The sequence below is a fragment of the Streptomyces marokkonensis genome (genome assembly GCF_008312835.1).
GTDB classification, from domain to species: Bacteria; Actinomycetota; Actinomycetes; order Streptomycetales; family Streptomycetaceae; genus Streptomyces; species Streptomyces marokkonensis_A.
Window position 1 is genome coordinate 205,657 of the sequence record NZ_VSKS01000005.1, and the last position, 18,373, is coordinate 224,029.

Sequence of the window (18,373 nt, forward strand, 5' to 3'; positions counted from 1 at the left end):
CTCACCGGGTCCCTCGCTGTCTTCTGCCACTCCTGAAGCCTAGGGCGTACCGGCGGTAAGTTTCCTCGCGTGCCCCCTACCCATCAGTACGGAGCTGCTCTACTCTCCCCATTGCGCCAGTGTTCACTGGCAGGGTTCTGAGCGATGCGTGGAGGCTTCGGGATGGCCGAGCACGAGCACGAACAGGAGCACCGGCACGTGCGGGTGGCGGTGGTCGGATCGGGATTCGGCGGGCTCGGGGCCGCCGTGCGGCTGAGGCGCGAGGGGATCACCGACTTCGTCGTCCTGGAGCGGGCGGGCAGCGTCGGCGGCACCTGGCGCGACAACAGCTATCCCGGGTGCGCCTGCGATGTGCCGTCGCACCTGTACTCCTTCTCCTTCGCGCCCAATCCCGACTGGCCCCGCTCCTTCTCCGGGCAGGAGCACATCCGCGCCTACCTGGAGCACGTCACCGACGTCTTCGGCCTGCGTCCCCACATCCGCTTCGACTCGGAGGTGAAGCGGATGGCGTGGGACGGCGAGCGGCTGCGGTGGGAGATCGAGACCAGCAGCGGGAATCTCAGCGCGGACGTGGTGGTCTCCGCCACCGGTCCGCTGTCCGAGCCCAAGCTGCCGGACATCCCGGGGCTCGACACCTTCCCCGGCAAGGTCTTCCACTCCGCCCGCTGGGACCACGACTACGACCTGCGCGGCAAGCGGGTCGCCATGGTCGGCACCGGGGCGTCCGCGATCCAGATCGTGCCGGCCGTCCAGCCGCTCGTGTCCCGGCTGACCCTCTTCCAGCGCACCCCCGCCTGGGTCCTGCCCCGCGTCGACCGGCCCATCAGCGGCGCCGAGCGCGCGCTGCACCGCACGCTCCCCTTCACCACCAAGCTGCGCCGCGGACTGCTCTGGGGCGTACGGGAGTTGCAGGTCCAGGCGTTCACCAAGCACCCGGGCGAGCTCGGCTTCGTCGAGCAGCTGGCCAAGCGCAACATGGGCCGCGCCATCAAGGACCCGGCCCTGCGCGCCAAGCTCACCCCGGACTACCGCATCGGGTGCAAGCGGATCCTGCTGTCGAGCACCTACTATCCGGCGCTCGCCCAGCCCAACGTCGACGTCGTGGCGAGCGGGCTGCGCGAGGTGCGCGGCTCGACCGTGGTCGGCGCCGACGGGAGTGAGGCCGAGGTCGACGCGATCGTGTTCGGCACCGGGTTCCACGTCACCGACATGCCCATCGCCGAGCGGGTCGTCGGCGCGGAGGGCAGGACCCTCGCCGAGTCCTGGGCGGGCGGGATGCAGGCCCTGCGCGGTGCGGCCGCCGCCGGGTTCCCCAACTGGATGACGATCATCGGCCCCAACACCGGCCTGGGGAACTCCTCCATGATCCTCATGATCGAGTCCCAGCTGAACTACCTGGCCGACTACCTCCGCCAGCTCGACGTCCTCGGAGGCCGGGTCGCCCTCGACGCCCGTCCCAGCGCCGTGCGCGCCTGGAACCACCGGGTGCAGGAGCGGATGAAGCGCACGGTGTGGAACACCGGCGGCTGCACCAGCTGGTACCTCGACGCGAGCGGGCGCAACACGACCATCTGGCCCGGTACGACGAGTGAGTTCCGGCGGGAGACCCGGCGGGTCGACCTCGCCGAGTACGCCGTGCTCCGCAACGTCCCGGCCGCGGCGAAGGACGCCCAGGAGGACACCCAGGAGAACGCCGAGGTGACCGCATGAGCCGCCTGACCCACGTCACCTCCGGCCCGTACGCCCCGCCCGTCGCCGCCCGCGCACTGACCGCCCTCTCCGCCGACGGCGCCCGGCTGCACGTCGAGGTGCACGGACCCGAGGGAGCGCCCGCGGTGGTGCTCGCCCACGGCTGGACCTGCTCGACGGCCTTCTGGGCGGCGCAGATCCGCGCACTGTCCACCGACCACCGGGTCATCGCCTACGACCAGCGCGGCCACGGACGGACACCCGCGAGCCCGGCGTGCAGCACGGACGCGCTCGCCGACGACCTGGAGGCCGTGCTCGGCGCCGCCCTCGCCCCGGGCGAACGGGCCGTGATCGCCGGGCACTCCATGGGCGGCATGACGGTGATGGCCGCGTCCGGCCGGCCCGCGTTCCGCGAGCACGCCGCCGCCGTACTGCTGTGCAGCACGGGCAGTTCGCGGCTGGTGGACGAGTCGACGGTGCTGCCGCTGCGGCCCGGCCGGGTGCGGACCTGGCTGACCCATCGCGTGCTCGAATCCCGGGCCCCGCTCGGACCGGTCACCCCCCTCGCCCGGCGGATCCTCAAGTACGCCACGATGGGACCCGCCTCGGCCCCGCACATGGTCGAGGCGTGCGCCCGCATCGTGCACGCCTGCCCGCGCGCGGCGCGCCACGCCTGGTCGCTCGTCCTCGGCACGCTCGACCTCGACCACGGGGTACGGGAGTTGCGCGTACCCACCGAGATCGTCATCGGTGCCGCGGACCGGCTGACCCCGCCCGCGCACGCCCGTTCGCTCGCCGCCGCGCTGCCGGACTGCCTCGGCGTCACCGAACTGCCCGGGATCGGCCACATGACCCCCGTCGAGGCGCCGGACCTGGTCACCGGGAAGATCCGGGACCTCGTCGCCGCCCATGTGACAGCCCCCCACCGCCCCGTACCCGCCGAGGAGAGCGCATGAGCAGGGTCAGTCTCGAAGGAAAGGTCGCCGTCGTCACCGGAGCGGCCCGCGGTGTCGGGGAGTTGCTGGCCCGCAAGCTCTCCGCGCGTGGCGTGAAGGTGGCGCTGGTCGGACTGGAACCGGACGCGCTGAAGGACGTCTCCGCGCGGCTGCACAGCGACAGCGGCCACTGGTACGCCGACGTCACCGACCACGAGGCGATGGCCCGGGTCGCGGCGGAGGTGAGGGAGCGCTTCGGCCGGGTCGACATCGTGGTCGCCAACGCCGGTGTGGCGACGGGCGGTCCGTTCGCCGAGTCCGAACCGGAGTCCTGGCGGCGGGTGATCGAGGTCAACCTGATCGGGTCGGCGGTCACCGCGCGGGCCTTCCTGCCGCTGCTCACCGAGAGCCGCGGGTACCTGCTGCAGATAGCCTCGCTCGCCGCGATCACCCCCGCGCCGATGATGACCGCGTACTGCGCCTCCAAGTCCGGTGTGGAGGCGTACGCGCACAGTCTGCGCGCCGAAGTCGGGTACCGGGGCGTGAAGGTGGGCGTCGGGTACCTGTCGTGGACCGACACGGACATGGTGCGCGGCGCCGACCAGGACGACGTGATGCGGGAGTTGCGGCAGCGGCTGCCGTGGCCGTCCAACAAGACCTATCCGCTGGGACCCGCGGTGGACCGGCTGGTCGCCGGCATCGAGCGGCGGTCGGCCCATGTGTACGGGCAGTGGTGGCTGCGGGGCATGCAGGGGGTGCGCGGCTACCTGCCCGCGGTCATCGGAACCGTGGGGCAGCGGGAGATGCGGCGGTTCGCCGACCGGCTCGACGGTGTCCGCACGGGGCTGGTCGGAGCCGGCGGCAACGCCGATGAGCAGCATCGCGCTACGGTCCGTAAGTGATCGACATGCGCAGGGTGACGGCCCGTGTGAATCTGGTCGGGCAAGTTCCCCCACCCCACAACGGGAGTGAACCCACATGGGTATGAAGGACCAGTTCCAGGAGAAGTCCGAGCAGTTCCAGCAGCAGGCCAAGCAGCGTGCCCAGCAGGGCAAGGAGCAGCTGCAGAACCGCGGTCGCCGTCGCGACGAGGACATGGACGAGCAGCGCCGTCAGCGCGAGTCCGAGGAGCGCTTCGACCAGGACTACGAGGTCTGACCTCGCGGCACTGAAGCGCTGACGCGCTGAAGCGCAGGCAGAAGGGGTGCCCCTGGCGAAGGGGGCACCCCTTCTCGCGTCGCGCCCCTTCCCCGTGTCAGGTTCTCGGCGGCAGCTTCGGGCGGGAACGGTCGGGTACGTCGCGGTAGGTGGGAGGGGTCGCCGGGGGGTTGGACTCCAGCAGGTCCAGGGCGAGCCGCACCGCGTCGTCGAGCACCGCGTAGCGCCCCTCGGCCCAGTCCAGCGGGGTGCGCAGCGCCTCGAGGTCGGGTTCGACGCCCTTGTTCTCCACGGACCAGCCGTAGGCGTCGAACCAGGCGGCGTTCATCGGCACGGTGATGACCGTGCCGTCCCCGAGCCGGTGCCGGCCGGTCATGCCGACCACCCCGCCCCAGGTCCGCCGGCCCACCACCGGGCCCAGCCGCAGCAGTTTGAAGGCTGCGGTGATCATGTCGCCGTCGGAGCTGGTCGCCTCGTCGGCCAGTGCCACGACCGGCCCGCGCGGCGCGTTGGAGGCGTACGACACGGGCTGGGCGCCGCGGGTGAGGTCCCAGCCGATGATGGTGCGGGTCAGCTTCTCCACCACGAGTTCGCTGATGTGCCCGCCGGCGTTGCCGCGCACGTCCACGATCAGCGCGGGCCGGGACATCTCCATGCGCACGTCGCGGTTGAACTGGGCCCAGCCGGAGCCGCCCATGTCGGGGATGTGCAGATAGCCGCAGCGTCCGCTGCTCAACTCCCGCACCACGGCGCGGCGTTTGGCCACCCAGTCCTGGTAGCGCAGCGGTGTCTCGTCGATCAGCGGGACGACGGCGACGCGCCGGGGCGGGCCTTCGCCCTCCGTGCCGGCGGCGGCCGGGCGGAAGGTCAGCTCCACCGTCGTACCGCCCGCGCCCGCGAGCAGCGGGTAGGGGCCCGTGACGGGGTCGACCGGGCGGCCGTCGACATGGGTGAGGACCGCGCCCTCGCGGATGCCGGTGCCGGCCAGCGGGGAACGGGCCCGGGAGTCGGAGGAGTCGCCGGGCAGGATCCGCCTGACCGTCCAGCCGTCCTCGCGCGGAACGAGGTCGGCGCCGAGGTGGCCCTGGCGGCGCTGGTAGTGCGGGGGGCCCTCGTTGCGGCGGGCGGCGGTGACATAGGCGTGGGAGGTGCCGAGTTCGCCGAGCACCTCGCGCAGCAGGTCCGCGAACTCGTCGGGCGAGGCGACACGTTCGACCAGCGGGCGGTACTGCTCCAGGATCGCGTCCCAGTCGACGCCGGACATGCCGGGGTCCCAGAAGTAGGCGCGGATCAGGCGGCCGGCCTCCGCGTACGCCTGGCGCCACTCGGCCGCGGGGTGGGCCTCGTGCAGGATGCGGCGGGCGTCGATCCACACGGTGGAGTCGCCGTCACCCGGTTCGGTGGCGGGCACCGCGCGCAGCTCGCCCTCGTCGACCACGACCAGCCGGGTGCCGTCGCCGCTGACAGCGAAGAAGTCGAGGTCCGCGACGAGTTCGGACTTCTTCGCCTTGCCGATGTCGAAGTGCTCCAGGGCGGGCCGGCCGCTGGTGTCGTCGGGGTTGGCGAAGGTCTCGCCGAGCGCGCCGGAGATCGGCCAGCGCAGCCACACCAGTCCGCAGCCCGCGACCGGGTACAGGCCCGAGTACTTGGAGGCGGCGACCGGGAACGGCGTGACCCTGCTCTCCAGGCCCTCCGCCTCGATGGTGACCGCGCCGGCCTCGCCGCCCTCCTCGGCGTCCTCGCGCTCGACCGGGTCCAGGCCGCCGGCGGCGGGGCGTCCCTCGGGGCTGAGGGCGAACGGGGAGGGCGTCGCCGACGACAGCGGCACCAGATAGGGGCGGCAGCCCAGCGGGAACGACAGATCGCCGGTGTGCACGTCGTACACGGGGTCGAAGCCGCGCCAGGACAGGAACGCGAGATAGCGGCCGTCCCGGGTGAAGACGGGGTTCTCGTCCTCGAAACGCCCGTTGGTGACGTCGAGGACCAGCCGGTCCTTGATCCGGGCGAGCTTGATCTGCCGCAGGGACCGCCCGATCACGGGGTGGGACCAGGCCAGCCAGCTCCCGTCCGGGGAGAAGGCGAGGTCGCGCACCGGCCCGTTGCCGGAGTGGATCAGCTCGGTGACCTCGCCCCCGCCCTCCTCGCCGGTGTCGACCAGCAGCAGCCGCCCGTCGTGCGCGGCGACGGCCAGCCGCTGCCCCTCCGGATCGGCCACCGTCTCCAGCACCCGGCCCAGCTTTCCGGCGGCGAGCCGCCGGGGCGCGCGCTGGCCGGTGGCCCGGGGCAGTGAGGCGATCTCGACGGCGTCGTCGCCCTCGGCGTCGGTCACGTACGCCACCTGGTCGCCCGCGCCGAGCATCTCCGGCAGCCGGACCCGTACGCCCGGGGTGTCGGTGAGGGTGCGGGCGGGGCCGTCGCGGTGGGTGAGCCAGTACAGGCTGCCGCGCACGACGACGGCGCTGGCCCGGCCGGTCTCGTCGACGGACAGGCCGTCCAGGTGCCGCGCGGCCGGCACCTGGTAGGGGCGCCGGCCGGCCCGCGGCCCGCTCAGCGTCACGTCGAGCCGGCGCGGGACGGAACCGGGGGACAGGTCCTCCACGATCCACAGGTCGCCGGCGCACTGGTAGACGACCCGGGTGCCGTCGCTGGAGGCGTGCCGGGCGTAGAAGGCGTCGTGGTCGGTGTGGCGGCGCAGGCCGGTGCCGTCGTACGCGCACGAGTACAGGTTGCCGATGCCCTCGTGGTCGGAGAGGAACGCGATCCGGCCGCCGACGAACATGGGGGAGTGCAGGTGGCCGTCGAGCCCGTCGAGCAGCCGGTGCCCGTGCAGCCACAGCCTGCCCGTGGCGCCGCCCCGGTAGCGCTTCCAGGAGGCCGGTTCGTGCGGCGGGGTGCCGGTGAGCAGCAGTGACCTGCGCTCTCCGGCGATGTCGGCGACCTGGATGTCGGACACCGGGCCCCAGGGCAGCTTGCGGCCGGGGCTGCCGTCGCAGGCGAGCTTGTAGGCCCAGGTGAAGTACGAGAACGGCTCGCCGTGCGAGGCGACGGCGAGGATCTCGGCGTGGCCGTCGCCGTCGGGGGGTGCCCAGCCGCAGACCCGGGTGTCGGAGCTGCCCCAGTGGGTGAGGCGCCGGGCGGGGCCGCCGTCCACCGGGACGAGGTGCACCTCGGGATCCAGGCTGCGCCAGCTCGTGTACGCGATGTGCCGGCCGTCGGGGGAGAAGCGGGGGTGGCCGAGTTTGGTGCGGTCGACGGTGAGCCGCCAGGCGCGGCCGGGACCGTCGAGCGGGGCGAGCCAGAGGTCGTCCTCGGCCACGAAGCACAGCAGGTCGTCCTTGAGGTGCGGCAGACGCAGGTAGGTCACCTTTCCCATGCTTTTCCGCGGGACGGACCGCAGCAACTTATGCCGCACCGACAACCGTGACGCAGGACACGAACGAAACCGTTTCGTTTCGTTAGGGGGTGGAGTACCTTGGTCCTGTACGAAACCGTGTCGTTCTCCGGCGCGGTGCGGACGGGAGCGGAAAGGTGAGCGGGATGAGTGAAGTCGCGACGGCACGTCGCAGCCGGATCACCCCCGAGCGCGAGGCCGAGCTGTACGGTGCCGTGCTCGACCTGCTCCGCGAGGTCGGCTACGACGCCGTCACCATGGACGCCGTGGCCGCCCGCACCCGGTCCAGCAAGGCCACCCTCTACCGCCAGTGGGGCGGCAAGGCCGAGCTGGTGGTGAGAGCGATGCGCAGCCAGAAGCCCGGCGGCCTCGCCGACATCGACACCGGGACCCTGCGCGGCGACCTGCACGCCGTCGTCGGGCGTGAGGACGACTGCGTCATGGCGCAGAACGCCGCCCTGATGCGCGCGCTCGCCATGGCCGTGCACCAGAACGACGATCTCCGCCAGGCGTTCAAGGAACTCCTGGTCGAGCCGGAGATGGAGGAGTTCCGGCGGATGATCCGGCGCGCGGTCGACCGGGGCGAGGTCAGCCCCGACAACCCGGCGCTGGACTACATGGTGCACATGCTCGTCGGCGCGTTCGCCACCCGGACGCTGATCGACGACCTGCCGCCCACGCGGGAATTCCTCACCTCGTACATCGACGCCGTGGTCCTCCCCGCCCTCGGCGTTCCCTCTCACTGACCGTCCCGCCCCAGTCAGCCACCATCTGACGTCACCTCCCCCATTGCCTGAACGGCGTGGGCGGTACCCCCATCGTCGTCGGGCTGATCACCCCTGCCCCGAAGCAACCACGACCTGACCGGGAGTACGCCCCTGTGGCCACTTTCCTCTACCGACTCGGCCGGTTCGCCTTCAGGCGACGGCACTTCGTAGCCCTCTTCTGGGTGGCGCTGCTGGCGCTCGCGGGCGTCGGCGCGGCCGGCGCCCCGGCGGCCGGCAACTCCTCCTTCTCCATACCCGGCACCGAGGCCCAGAAGGCCTTCGACCTGCTCGAGGAGCGCTTCCCCGGCTCCAGCGCCGACGGGGCGACCGCACGCGTCGTCTTCAAGGCACCGGCCGGCGAGAAGATGACCGACGCCGACAACAAGGCGACCGTCCGGGACACCGTCGACACCCTCGCCGGCGGATCCGAGGTCGCCCGCGTCACCGACCCGTACCAGGGCGGCGGCGTCAGCCGGGACGGCACCATCGCCTACGCCTCGGTGAGCTACAAGGTCTCCGGCATGGAGCTGGAGGAGACCTCCCGCGAGGCCCTCGAGGCCGCCGCCGAGGACGCCCGCGACTCCGGGCTGACCGTCGAGATCGGCGGTGACGCGCTGCAGGCCGTCCCGGAGACCGGCACCGCCGAGATCATCGGCATCGGCATCGCCGCGGTCGTCCTGGTCATCACCCTCGGCTCGCTGCTCGCCGCCGGTCTGCCGCTGCTCACCGCGATCATCGGCGTCGGCATCGGCGTCGCGAGCATCACCGCGCTGGCCAGCACGCTCGACCTCGGCTCCACCACCTCCATCCTGGCCTCGATGATCGGCCTCGCGGTCGGCATCGACTACGCGCTCTTCGTCGTCTCCCGCTACCGGGCCGAACTGGCCGAGGGCCGCGGACGCGAGGAAGCGGCCGGCCGGGCCGTCGGCACGGCGGGCTCCGCGGTGGTCTTCGCCGGTCTGACCGTCGTGATCGCCCTGGTGGGTCTGTCGGTCGTCAACATCCCGATGCTGACCAAGATGGGCATCGCCGCCGCCGGCACGGTCGCCATCGCGGTCCTGATCGCCCTCACCCTGATCCCCGCCCTGCTCGGTTACGCGGGCCGCCGGGTCCGCCCCGCGGGCGAGAAGAGCAAGCTGCTCGGCGGCGGCCGCGCCGGGAAGAAGGCGCAGCGCCCCAACATGGGCACCCGCTGGGCGAGCTTCGTCGTACGCCGCCCCCTGGCCGTGCTGCTGCTCGGTGTGGTCGGCCTCGGTGCCGCCGCCGTCCCGGCCGCCTCGCTGGAACTGGGCCTGCCCGACGACGGCTCCCAGCCGGCGTCCACCACCCAGCGCCGCGCCTACGACCTGCTCTCCGAGGGCTTCGGCCCCGGCTTCAACGGCCCGCTGGTCGTCGTGGTCGACGCCAGGAACAGCGACGACCCGGACGCCGTCTTCCAGCAGGCCGGCGACGACATCAAGGGCCTCGACAACGTCGTGAACGTCAGCCCGGCACAGCCCAACAAGGCCGGCGACACCGCGACGATCACCGTGATCCCTCAGTCCAAGCCCTCCTCGGTGACCACCGAGAACCTGGTGCACGACATCCGTGACACCGGCGCCGGCATCAAGGCCGACACCGACGCCGACGTCCTGGTCACCGGCGCCACGGCGATGAACATCGACGTCTCGCAGAAGCTCAACGACGCGCTGGTGCCGTACCTGGTCCTGGTGGTCGGGCTGGCGTTCCTGCTGCTGATCGTGGTGTTCCGCTCCATCCTGGTCCCGCTGAAGGCGGCCCTCGGCTTCCTGCTCTCCGTGCTGGCGGCCCTCGGCGCGGTCGTCGCGGTCTACCAGTGGGGCTGGCTGTCCGGCCTGATGGGCGTCGAGGAGACCGGCCCGATCATGTCGATGATGCCGATCTTCATGGTCGGCGTGGTCTTCGGACTGGCCATGGACTACGAGGTGTTCCTCGTGACCCGGATCCGGGAGGCCTACGTCCACGGCGAGAAGCCGGGCCAGGCCGTCGTCACCGGCTTCCGGTACAGCGCCCGGGTGGTGACCGCCGCTGCGGTGATCATGATCGCGGTCTTCTCCGGCTTCATCGGCTCCAGCGACTCGATGGTCAAGATGATCGGCTTCGGCCTCGCGGTCGCCGTCCTCTTCGACGCGTTCGTCGTCCGCATGGCGATCGTCCCGGCCGTGCTGGCCCTGCTCGGCACGAAGGCCTGGTGGCTGCCGAAGTGGCTGGACCGCGCCCTGCCCAACGTGGACGTCGAGGGCGAGGGCCTGCGCGCGCACGACGGCGACGGCGACAAGGACGAGGACCGGGAACTCGTACGGGTCTGACGGCCCGAACGAGCACAGAACCAGCCGGTGAGGGCTCCGTGGGGACGGGGCGCCCTCACCGGCTTCCCTCGTTCGGTCAGCCGCGGAATGTGGTCGCGTGACCTCTGCACCGACCGCTAGCGTGCCCCGCATGACGACAGCCGCCACCGACGCAGAGGGCTCCGGAGTCCACCCCCGATTCGCCGAGGCGCTGAGGGACCTCGGGCTCGGGGACCTCGTCCCCCGGGTCCGCCGCTTCCCGGACGCCACCCGCACCGCCGCCGAGGCGGCCGCGGCGATCGGCTGCGACCTCAGCCAGATCTGCAAGTCGCTGATCTTCGCGGCGGACCGGGTGCCGGTGCTGGTGCTCATGGACGGGGCGTCCCGCGTCGACGTCGAGCGGGTGCGGGAGGAACTCGGCGCGGGCAAGGTCACCCGGGCCGCGGCCGACGTCGTGCGCGAGACCACCGGGTACGCCATCGGCGGCGTACCCCCCTTCGGCCACCGGACGAGGACCCGCGTCCTCGCCGACCGGTCGCTGCTCCACCACGACCTCGTGTGGGCGGCGGCCGGCACCCCCCACGCCGTCTTCCCGATGGCACCCGAGGCCCTGATCGCCCACGCCGGCGGAACCCTGGTGGACGTGCGCGAGCGCACTTCGTGACCCCGCTGGTCACCGCGGCCGTCCTGCTCGCCGCGGTCACCCACGCCGGCTGGAACGCCATCGCGCACAGGATCACCGACAAGCTCGTCGGGTTCGCGCTGATCTCCGGCGGCGGGCTGCTGATCGGCCTGGCGGCGGTGCCGTTCGTGCCGCTCCCGGCGGCCGGGGCCTGGCCCTACCTGTTCTGCTCGGCGGCGATCCACATCGCGTACTACGCGCTGCTGATGACGTCCTTCCGGCTGGGCGACTTCGGCCAGGCGTACCCCCTCGCCCGGGGCAGCGCGCCCCTGGTCGTCACGGTGCTGGCCGCCGTGTTCGCGCACGAGGTGCCCGACGGCTGGGCCGCCGCCGGGATCGCGCTGTCCTGCGCGGGCCTGACCGGCGTCGCCCTGTGGGGCCTGCGCGGGCACCGGCCCGACTGGGCGGCGATCGGGGCGGCGCTGGCGACCGGTTCGACGATCGCCGTGTACACGGTCGTCGACGGGCTCGGAGTGCGCGCCTCCGGTTCGTCGTTCGGCTACATCGCCTGGCTGATGGCGGTGCAGGGCACGGTGATCCCGGCGTACGCCCTCTGGCGCTGGCGGCGGGAGACGGCCGCCCGGCTGCGGCCGTACGCCGGACTCGGACTGCTCGGGGCCGCGATGTCCGTGGCCGCGTACGCCCTCGTCCTGTGGGCCCAGACCCGCGCGGCACTCGCCCCGATCGCGGCCCTGCGGGAGTCCTCAGTCAAGTTTTGCTCGCGCAGTAATAACTTCGCTGTTCAAGGGGTTTGAGGGGAGCTATCGCGAACCTGGGTTTGCGGGGGGCTCGACTCCTTGGAACTCCGCATCAAGAGGGGGAGTTGGAGGGAGGGCTGGTGTCCATGCTGCGATTCCACACATGGCGCCTATCCCGGTGAAGGGCCAGCCGTCGCGTGAGCAGTACGGCAGACGTTTTGTCGTCAAAACCCCGAACGCCCGACTAACACGGCGTGAGCATACATGGGGACTCATCACCTGTAGAGGGGGAACGCCGCCATGACCTCGGCCCGAAAATGGGTTGTGGTTACAGGTCGAGTACTGAGCACTGAAGATTGGCAACGCCGGCTCGGCGGCCCAGCGGAGCATGGACTTTCACGGGTCCGAAACGTACGAACAAGGGGCACAGCGTAAACCAGCATCTTGGCGGTACAGATGTAGGCTGTCCCGCTCAACCACCCTGTTCTGAAATTTTCTTGATGCGATTCAGATAATCTGAATAAAGACGGTCAATTTCAGTCTTGATTGTAATCATGGTTCCACGCTCGTCTCGAAACGGCCTGTTTGGATCTCCGCGAAAGGAAAGCCAATTGAAGCTCGTAATAACGGCAAAGGAGTCATCCGATATCAGGACCTTCGCGTGAGTGTCACCCAAACGAGCAAAAGTGAAGTTGGCGAACTCCGCAGCGAGTCTTTCTAGCTGGTTTTCCGCTAGTCGATCGCGCTCCCGTAGGCCGCTGTCATCCCCGATGCCATAACCGATGACGACTTCGACACCTGCGATTAGCAGCTTACGGATATTGTCAATGAACTGCCCATCTACGATAGCCGCCCGAATCCAGGGTGAGATGACAAGCAACCGATTGCTAGACGAGAGCAAAGCTCTCGTCAGCATCGGTGCATGCTCGTGAACTTCCAAGACGCGTACCGGGATACGATCCAGGGCCGTCTCAGCTTCGTCCAGGCGCTTTGCCGCTACCGCTGCGTGGTCTACAAGTTCTTCCCTCTGCTGATCTGCCGAAACTGCCACCTTTTCCTCGATGGCCGAAAGTTGAGCTCGGTAGCGCTCTGTCGTGCGCCTAATGGCAGCTACTTCAGATGAGTCAGTACGCTGCTTCAGTAGTTCCTCACTCAGCAACGAATCTGGAGATTCGCCATCATTGATCTGGCCGAGAATGCCAACTTTCCGCTGCCCTTCGGCCTTGGCAAACGCAAGGTCGTGCTCTTCGCTGACCCTTCCATCGATTGCGAAGCTAACATACACTTCTTCAGGACGATCTACCGATTGGAAAATCAAGGAAATTGCGCGGACAAAGAACTTTTCCCTTTTTCCATCAAGGGACATGACGGTCAATAGTTCATGTTCTGCAGTTTCCGTTACGCTTCGCAGCGCTGAACTGATGTTGTCCGTGTCATCTGGACCCACTGATGGCGGGTCAACAGGAAATGCCGGGATTTCAAGAATGTCAAACTGGCGAAGATCTCTCGGTCGCCAACGCATAGCCTTATCCACGACGGTGTACGTACGAGTCAAGCCGTCGAAAGCCAGACGAAGGGTCCGTTCCTCGGGTGTAATCTCCGCAAGGTCAGCCAGAACCTTCTGTCCGTGCTCAGTGATCACGTAATGGATTTCTGTTGCACTTCTCGCTACGGCGGCCAGGCACCCCGAATTAACGAGTTTCCCCATGATTGAATTGACTACTTGCTCAGGCATTCCGAGAAAATTGGCCACATCGGTGCTGTTTCTAAGTTCTGCCTGAATGCACTTGAGGATAAATTCATCGAGGACACTGACAGATTTCTTCTGCAAGAGGCGACAGCGTATTGGCACTTCCCAAAAAGGAAGCCCTACCTCACGATACGTCGCAAGTCTGTAACCGGATCGTTTCGACAAGCGGCGAACGATGTCTTCAGTCGAGGGCTCAGTCATGAAGTCTCCACCACTTCAACCTCGCAGTCGGCAGATCGACGCATGTAGCTAAGCACCTTTCGTAGCGGGTTATTGCTATCCGACGCGACATCGATAAACTCTGCGTCACCTACTACGACTAGGCAATCCCGTGCGCGCGAGACGGCAACATTCACCCGTTGCTCGCTGCGCAGAAACCCCAATTCATGCTTTTCGTTTGACCTCGTGACACTGAAGATGGCTACATCCGCTTCTTGGCCCTGGTATGAATCAACCGTAGCAACCCGCACATTCAACAAGTCTCGAGAGAATTCTCCTGGAGCCAGAGTTTCGACAATCTCACGCCTCTGAGCCTCGTACCCAGTCAGTACCGCAACGCTTAGCGGTTCTGAAGACTGCTGTTGAGCGACCCACTGGAGCCTATCGAGCAACTGCACGATAGATCGTGCCTCGCCCTTGTTTTTGATGCTCTTGCCGGCACGGCTCTCCCGCCGGTCCCTTCGGCGGCTTGTGTCGAGCCAAACGGCTGTAGTTCCCAATGCGCGCTCTATAATGGGTGACATGTTTCGCGGTTCGGAGGTGAGCGTGTCCCGATAAAAACAGTGGCTTACAAGCTGCCCGATAGATGGGTGCATACGGTGTTGATGTGTCAGCGAGAAGCGGCACGGTTCGGGAAGTCGCTCTGACAACGTCGAGAAAAGTGTTTCACTCAACTCTTCGCGAGTGAGCTTATATCTATCGAGGAGAGCGGGCTCCTCCAAAGCCTTTTCTACAAATGGGGGAAGCTGTCGGTCATCGCCGACCAGGACCCATTTACGGCTGTTTGCCAATGGTACCAAGGCCTCTGTAGCTGTCGCCTTGGAAGCCTCATCGATGATACACAAATCGAATGCAGACGTATCTGCTCCAGGCACGCCAGTAAGCCCCACACATGTAGCGGCTACCACCTGTGCTCGAGCGATCAGTACAGCCGTGAAGTCGTTACCGCGGCCGAACCGTTCTTCCCATTCGGCAGCAATACGCTGCAGGCTAGCCAAGCGAGGATCATCGATCGCTGAGCGCGCCAAGGCTGTACTGATTAGATCATCAGTCGCATGATTGGGCTCAGCACCAAGGTCTTCGATCAGCTGATTACGCATGCTGTCGCGCTGGCTTCGCTGCAACTCAAGTTGTTCCTGTGCATCAGCAAGGAATGACTCCATCTCGACAAGACGTTGCCCCAAGGGCCCTCCGGTTTCGAGCTTGGAGGCGAGGTCAAGCCCGATTTCGATAAAACGCTCAGCCGCAGTAGAAAGATCGGTCCCTACTCCCTCTTTTGCGGCGGACTCAATCTTTGCGGCGATGTCAAGTAGTGGGCCGGCCATTGCATTGACCTGATCAATTTCAGAAACGAGGTCTCTGCGTTCTTCTTGCTTGCCTCGCAACTCTACTTCGAGTTCCTTCACGCGACTCTGACGCCGTTGCAATTCTGTGGCGACACTTTTAATCTCAGCGGAATCTAGGTCGATCCCAAGCCTAGAGGCGTACTCCTTAACGAAGGCTCGGCTTTGCTCCACTACAGATTGGCGCCAATGATCCATCTGTGATGGAACTGAGAGCGGTTCCACATCTCTAGCCAGTCTATCTGCGCGGCCCAGGCGCAGCAGAGTGACGGAGGGGTCAAGCTCAGCGATGCGCATCAAAGCATTGTCGAGAGCGATGTGAGTCTGCGAGGTCAGCACGATCCTTGAATCAGGGTCCCGCCGCAGGTGCTGAGCCACCATTTCCGCGATAAAGGTAGTCTTTCCGGTACCTGGCGGACCTTGGACTAGGAGAAAGTCTCGTGCGCCGAGTGACGCGGCTACTGCGGACTTCTTTGCCTCGTCGAGATTGTGCTGAATATACGTTTCTACGTTACCTGATTGCGGAACCACACTCTTACGAGGATCGAGCAAAATATCGCGGAGATCTCCGCGAATGGATCGCCGGTTAATGATACGCTCGAGCGCGTCTCTTTCCCTCTTCAATTTTGACTTCGACGCCTCAGAGTCAAATTCAAGGTACCCTTGACGAGGGAGCGAATCGATATTTCTGCGCACGTTCGTAACGTAGAGGATTACGTTATTGTTCTCGATTCCTTCCACTTCGCCAAAGAGTACTCGCCTGTTCCTGTCTTTGATTAGGCGTGCTTCGCCGATTTCGATGCCTGTCGCGTCTTCGACGCTGAATCGGATCCTGTTGCCATCCCTACGGTACCGATCGTACTTAACTCGGATCCCTCTATCGTTTTCCAGCGCGAACTTGGCGTTCAATGCCGAGCGCCATTGTGAGAATGCCTCCGCGTCCGCTGAAATAACCTCTCGTTGAGCGCGCTCCCCGTCTTTCTCAGTTACCAGCTCCAACAGTTCAGTCAGATCTCCCGCTGCTCCATGTGGGTCCGTTGGCGAGCTCATACGCAGTTTGAGAGATGGCCGGTACCAAGTGGATCGAGCTAGTTCAAGTACTTGTGCCGGAGCGCGTTGTACACGGACCACCCGCATAAGGCCGGAGCGAGTCCTATGCTCCTGAAGGCGGAGCATGAACTTTTGTCCACACAGTTGAAGATCCGGCTTCGCGCCTACGCGCCCATCAAAGGCTAGTGCGCCTACCTCTCTGATATCGTCCAATATTTGGACCCTGGAGATAGATATACCGTATTGCTTCGAAAACGTTTGGAGTACCTGATCGGGAAAGTCCAGGAAAAGCTCAACTTCTGGAGCGCGTCGAATTTCCCTGCGCTCCTGGATAATCTGAAGTTGAGCCTTCAGTACGCCAGCACTTGCCGGCCGGTCGTCCGGAATGTCGGAGAGACAGGGGCGGAGTGCATCGGCGATATCTGGTGGAAGATCTAGATTCGCAAATTCATTGCGCACCTGATCCGAATCAACAGGGACTTTTCCCGTCAGGCAGACAACGGTCAGCACGGCGAAAGAGTATACATCGTATGATGCTGCCGGTGTCCGAGTTCCTCTTTCATCCGGTGCATACGGAACAGTTCCAAGCGGTGCCATGGTCAACCCAAGGCTCACCGTCTCGGCTAGTCGCGTAGTTCCGAAATCGGCAATCTTGTATCCGCCTGTCGCGGAAGTCAGTACATTCTCCGGCTTAACGTCTCTATGTACAAAGCCTTCTGCATGTATTACTGCAAGCCCCGAAAGGACTTCTTTGGCTATTGGCCAAAAGTCGTCCCATCCCTCTAATTGGAGACCGTCAAGCGCTGCGAAGAGGTCCTGATCTAGCCACTCAAAGACAAGATAAGGGGATCCGTCGTCACAGCGGCCCCAGTCGATAAGTCTAGCGAGATTTGCGTGATCTCCCAGTGCCTGGTAGGCGCTTAGCTCGTTAGTCCAGGCCGCCTGCAAAACACGGTTATCCAATGCCTTCGAAGGATTGAACACTTTGACTGCTACAGCGGCATTATCGTTTTCAAGGTCGACAGCCTTGAAGAGCTTAGCGTGGCCGCCTTCGCTAATTGGAGCGTTCGGCAGGGCAAATCGACCGTCAACGATCGGCAACGTCGGTACCTCCAGTTACTTCACGCGCTGACCGCCGCCCAGGTCTGCGGCGCGCTGTGTCGACGACGTGACAGCAGAACCCACACCAGTTGTACAACAGCATGACTCACCCCAGGGAGTGTTCTGCACATTCAGCTCACTCTCGTTGCCCGCCAGGCGGTCACATCGCCCGGCAGATCCTGTAGCAGCGCCGAGAGCATGGCTCAGGTGTGCCATCTCCAAGGTCTCGCGGACCCAAACGGGAAGACTGGCTCTCGTCCTCCCCTCTGAAACCTCGGTACGGTCGTCGTCGTGTCCGGTGCACGTCGGGTTGGTCACCCGTAGGCGTGCGCTGGTTGATCGCGGGCGACTAGGGGAGCTGGTACGGGCATGGCGGTTGACGCTGCTCGATCGGATGAGGGATTCACGTCGGAGAGGGCTGCGCGGGTGATGCGTGCTGCGTGCCGGTCGGCGGGGCTGGAGGACGGGAGCGCAGAGCTGATCCGGTTCGGGGAGAATGCTCTGTTCCGTCTGGCGTCAGCGCCCGTGGTCGTGCGTGTGGCGCGGGGGGAGGAGTGGCTACCCAAAGCGCGTATCGAGGTGGCGGTGTCGCGGTGGTTGGCGGGTGAGGGCTTCCCCGGGGCCCGCATCCTCGATGACCTCGAACAGCCGTGCGTGGTCGACGGTCACCCGGTGACGTTCTGGCATCTCATCCGTGAGGGTGACCGCAAGGCAACGTACGGGGAGCTGGGCGGCATCCTTCGGGATCTCCACTCGATGACGTTGCCGGCTGGGGTGGAGTTTCCCTCGTTCGATCCCTTCGGCAAGCAAGAGCTTCGGATCGGGCGGGCCCCGATCCCGGAGGACGACCGGGCCTTCTTGCGGAAGCGCTGGGCTGAGCTGCGTGATCAGTTCGAAGAGCTGAGCTTCGAGACTCCCAAGGGTCCTGTTCATGGTGACGCCCACGTGCAGAACCTGATGGTGGACGATCGGGGTCAAGTCATCCTGATCGACTTCGAGGCGTTCTGCTTCGATCATCCGGAGTGGGACCTGATGGTCACAGCCACGGAGCATCACAGCCTTAGATGGCAGACGGACGAGCAGTACGCCGACTTCGTGCGGGCCTATGGGCGGGACCTGTATGACTGGCCCGGCTATGACACGCTCCGTCGGCTCCAAGAGTTCGGCATGACAACCTGGCTGATGCAGAACGTGCGGGAGGACGAGAGGACGGCTGCCGAGTACCGCCGGCGCATCTCAGCCGTGCGTAACGACGATGCGCCTCGGGACTGGCGGCCGTGGTAG

Annotated in this window: 12 protein-coding genes; 9 read left to right on the plus strand and 3 right to left on the minus strand. The window is 66.4% G+C overall.

Features of this window, described 5'->3' with window-relative positions; genetic code table 11:
- Positions 1–162: 162 nt before the first annotated feature.
- From F1615_RS11380 to F1615_RS11395, 4 genes are all read left to right on the plus strand, one after another.
- A complete protein-coding gene (locus F1615_RS11380) occupies positions 163–1,710 on the plus strand; it encodes a flavin-containing monooxygenase (protein ID WP_149548786.1) in 1,548 nt (515 codons plus the stop codon).
- Positions 1,707–2,645, plus strand: a complete 939-nt coding sequence (locus F1615_RS11385; protein ID WP_149548787.1) for an alpha/beta fold hydrolase — start codon at positions 1,707–1,709, stop codon at positions 2,643–2,645. Before F1615_RS11380 ends, F1615_RS11385 begins: the two co-directional genes overlap by 4 nt.
- Positions 2,642–3,526, plus strand: coding sequence for an SDR family oxidoreductase (locus F1615_RS11390; protein WP_149548788.1), 885 nt, complete (start codon positions 2,642–2,644; stop codon positions 3,524–3,526). The genes F1615_RS11385 and F1615_RS11390 overlap by 4 nt, the downstream gene beginning before the upstream one ends.
- A gap of 76 nt (positions 3,527–3,602) precedes the next feature.
- Positions 3,603–3,782 carry a hypothetical protein gene (locus F1615_RS11395; protein ID WP_149548789.1) on the plus strand — a complete coding sequence of 60 codons (180 nt, stop codon included), beginning with the start codon at positions 3,603–3,605 and terminating at the stop codon, positions 3,780–3,782.
- A 97-nt stretch (positions 3,783–3,879) separates the two neighbouring features.
- On the opposite strand, the gene F1615_RS11400 is transcribed toward F1615_RS11395, so the two are convergent.
- A complete protein-coding gene (locus F1615_RS11400; protein WP_149548790.1) occupies positions 3,880–7,146 on the minus strand; it encodes a S41 family peptidase in 3,267 nt (1,088 codons plus the stop codon).
- A 173-nt stretch (positions 7,147–7,319) separates the two neighbouring features.
- Here F1615_RS11400 and F1615_RS11405 point away from each other — a divergent pair, with 173 nt between their 5' ends.
- The 4 genes from F1615_RS11405 to F1615_RS11420 all read left to right on the plus strand — a co-directional run bounded on the left by F1615_RS11405 (position 7,320) and on the right by F1615_RS11420 (position 11,683).
- Positions 7,320–7,919 (plus strand): TetR/AcrR family transcriptional regulator, encoded by a 600-nt coding sequence (locus F1615_RS11405; RefSeq protein WP_149548791.1) that lies wholly within the window; start codon positions 7,320–7,322, stop codon positions 7,917–7,919.
- 134 nt (positions 7,920–8,053) lie between these two features.
- The gene (locus F1615_RS11410; RefSeq protein ID WP_149548792.1) at positions 8,054–10,267 is read left to right on the plus strand and encodes an MMPL family transporter; all 2,214 of its coding nucleotides are present in this window, start codon (positions 8,054–8,056) and stop codon (positions 10,265–10,267) included.
- 130 nt (positions 10,268–10,397) lie between these two features.
- Complete coding sequence (locus F1615_RS11415; RefSeq protein WP_149548793.1) at positions 10,398–10,910, plus strand: YbaK/EbsC family protein; 513 nt, start codon at positions 10,398–10,400, stop codon at positions 10,908–10,910.
- Positions 10,907–11,683 (plus strand): EamA family transporter, encoded by a 777-nt coding sequence (locus F1615_RS11420; RefSeq protein ID WP_149548794.1) that lies wholly within the window; start codon positions 10,907–10,909, stop codon positions 11,681–11,683. Before F1615_RS11415 ends, F1615_RS11420 begins: the two co-directional genes overlap by 4 nt.
- Positions 11,684–12,098: 415 nt before the next feature.
- On the opposite strand, the gene F1615_RS11425 is transcribed toward F1615_RS11420, so the two are convergent.
- Positions 12,099–13,457, minus strand: coding sequence for a hypothetical protein (locus tag F1615_RS11425; RefSeq protein ID WP_149548795.1), 1,359 nt, complete (start codon positions 13,455–13,457; stop codon positions 12,099–12,101).
- Positions 13,458–13,573: 116 nt separating this feature from the next.
- Positions 13,574–17,089 carry an AAA domain-containing protein gene (locus tag F1615_RS11430; RefSeq protein ID WP_149548796.1) on the minus strand — a complete coding sequence of 1,172 codons (3,516 nt, stop codon included), beginning with the start codon at positions 17,087–17,089 and terminating at the stop codon, positions 13,574–13,576.
- Between the two features lie 369 nt (positions 17,090–17,458).
- On the opposite strand from F1615_RS11430, the gene F1615_RS11435 reads away from it, so the two are divergent.
- Positions 17,459–18,373, plus strand: coding sequence for a phosphotransferase enzyme family protein (locus tag F1615_RS11435; protein ID WP_149548797.1), 915 nt, complete (start codon positions 17,459–17,461; stop codon positions 18,371–18,373).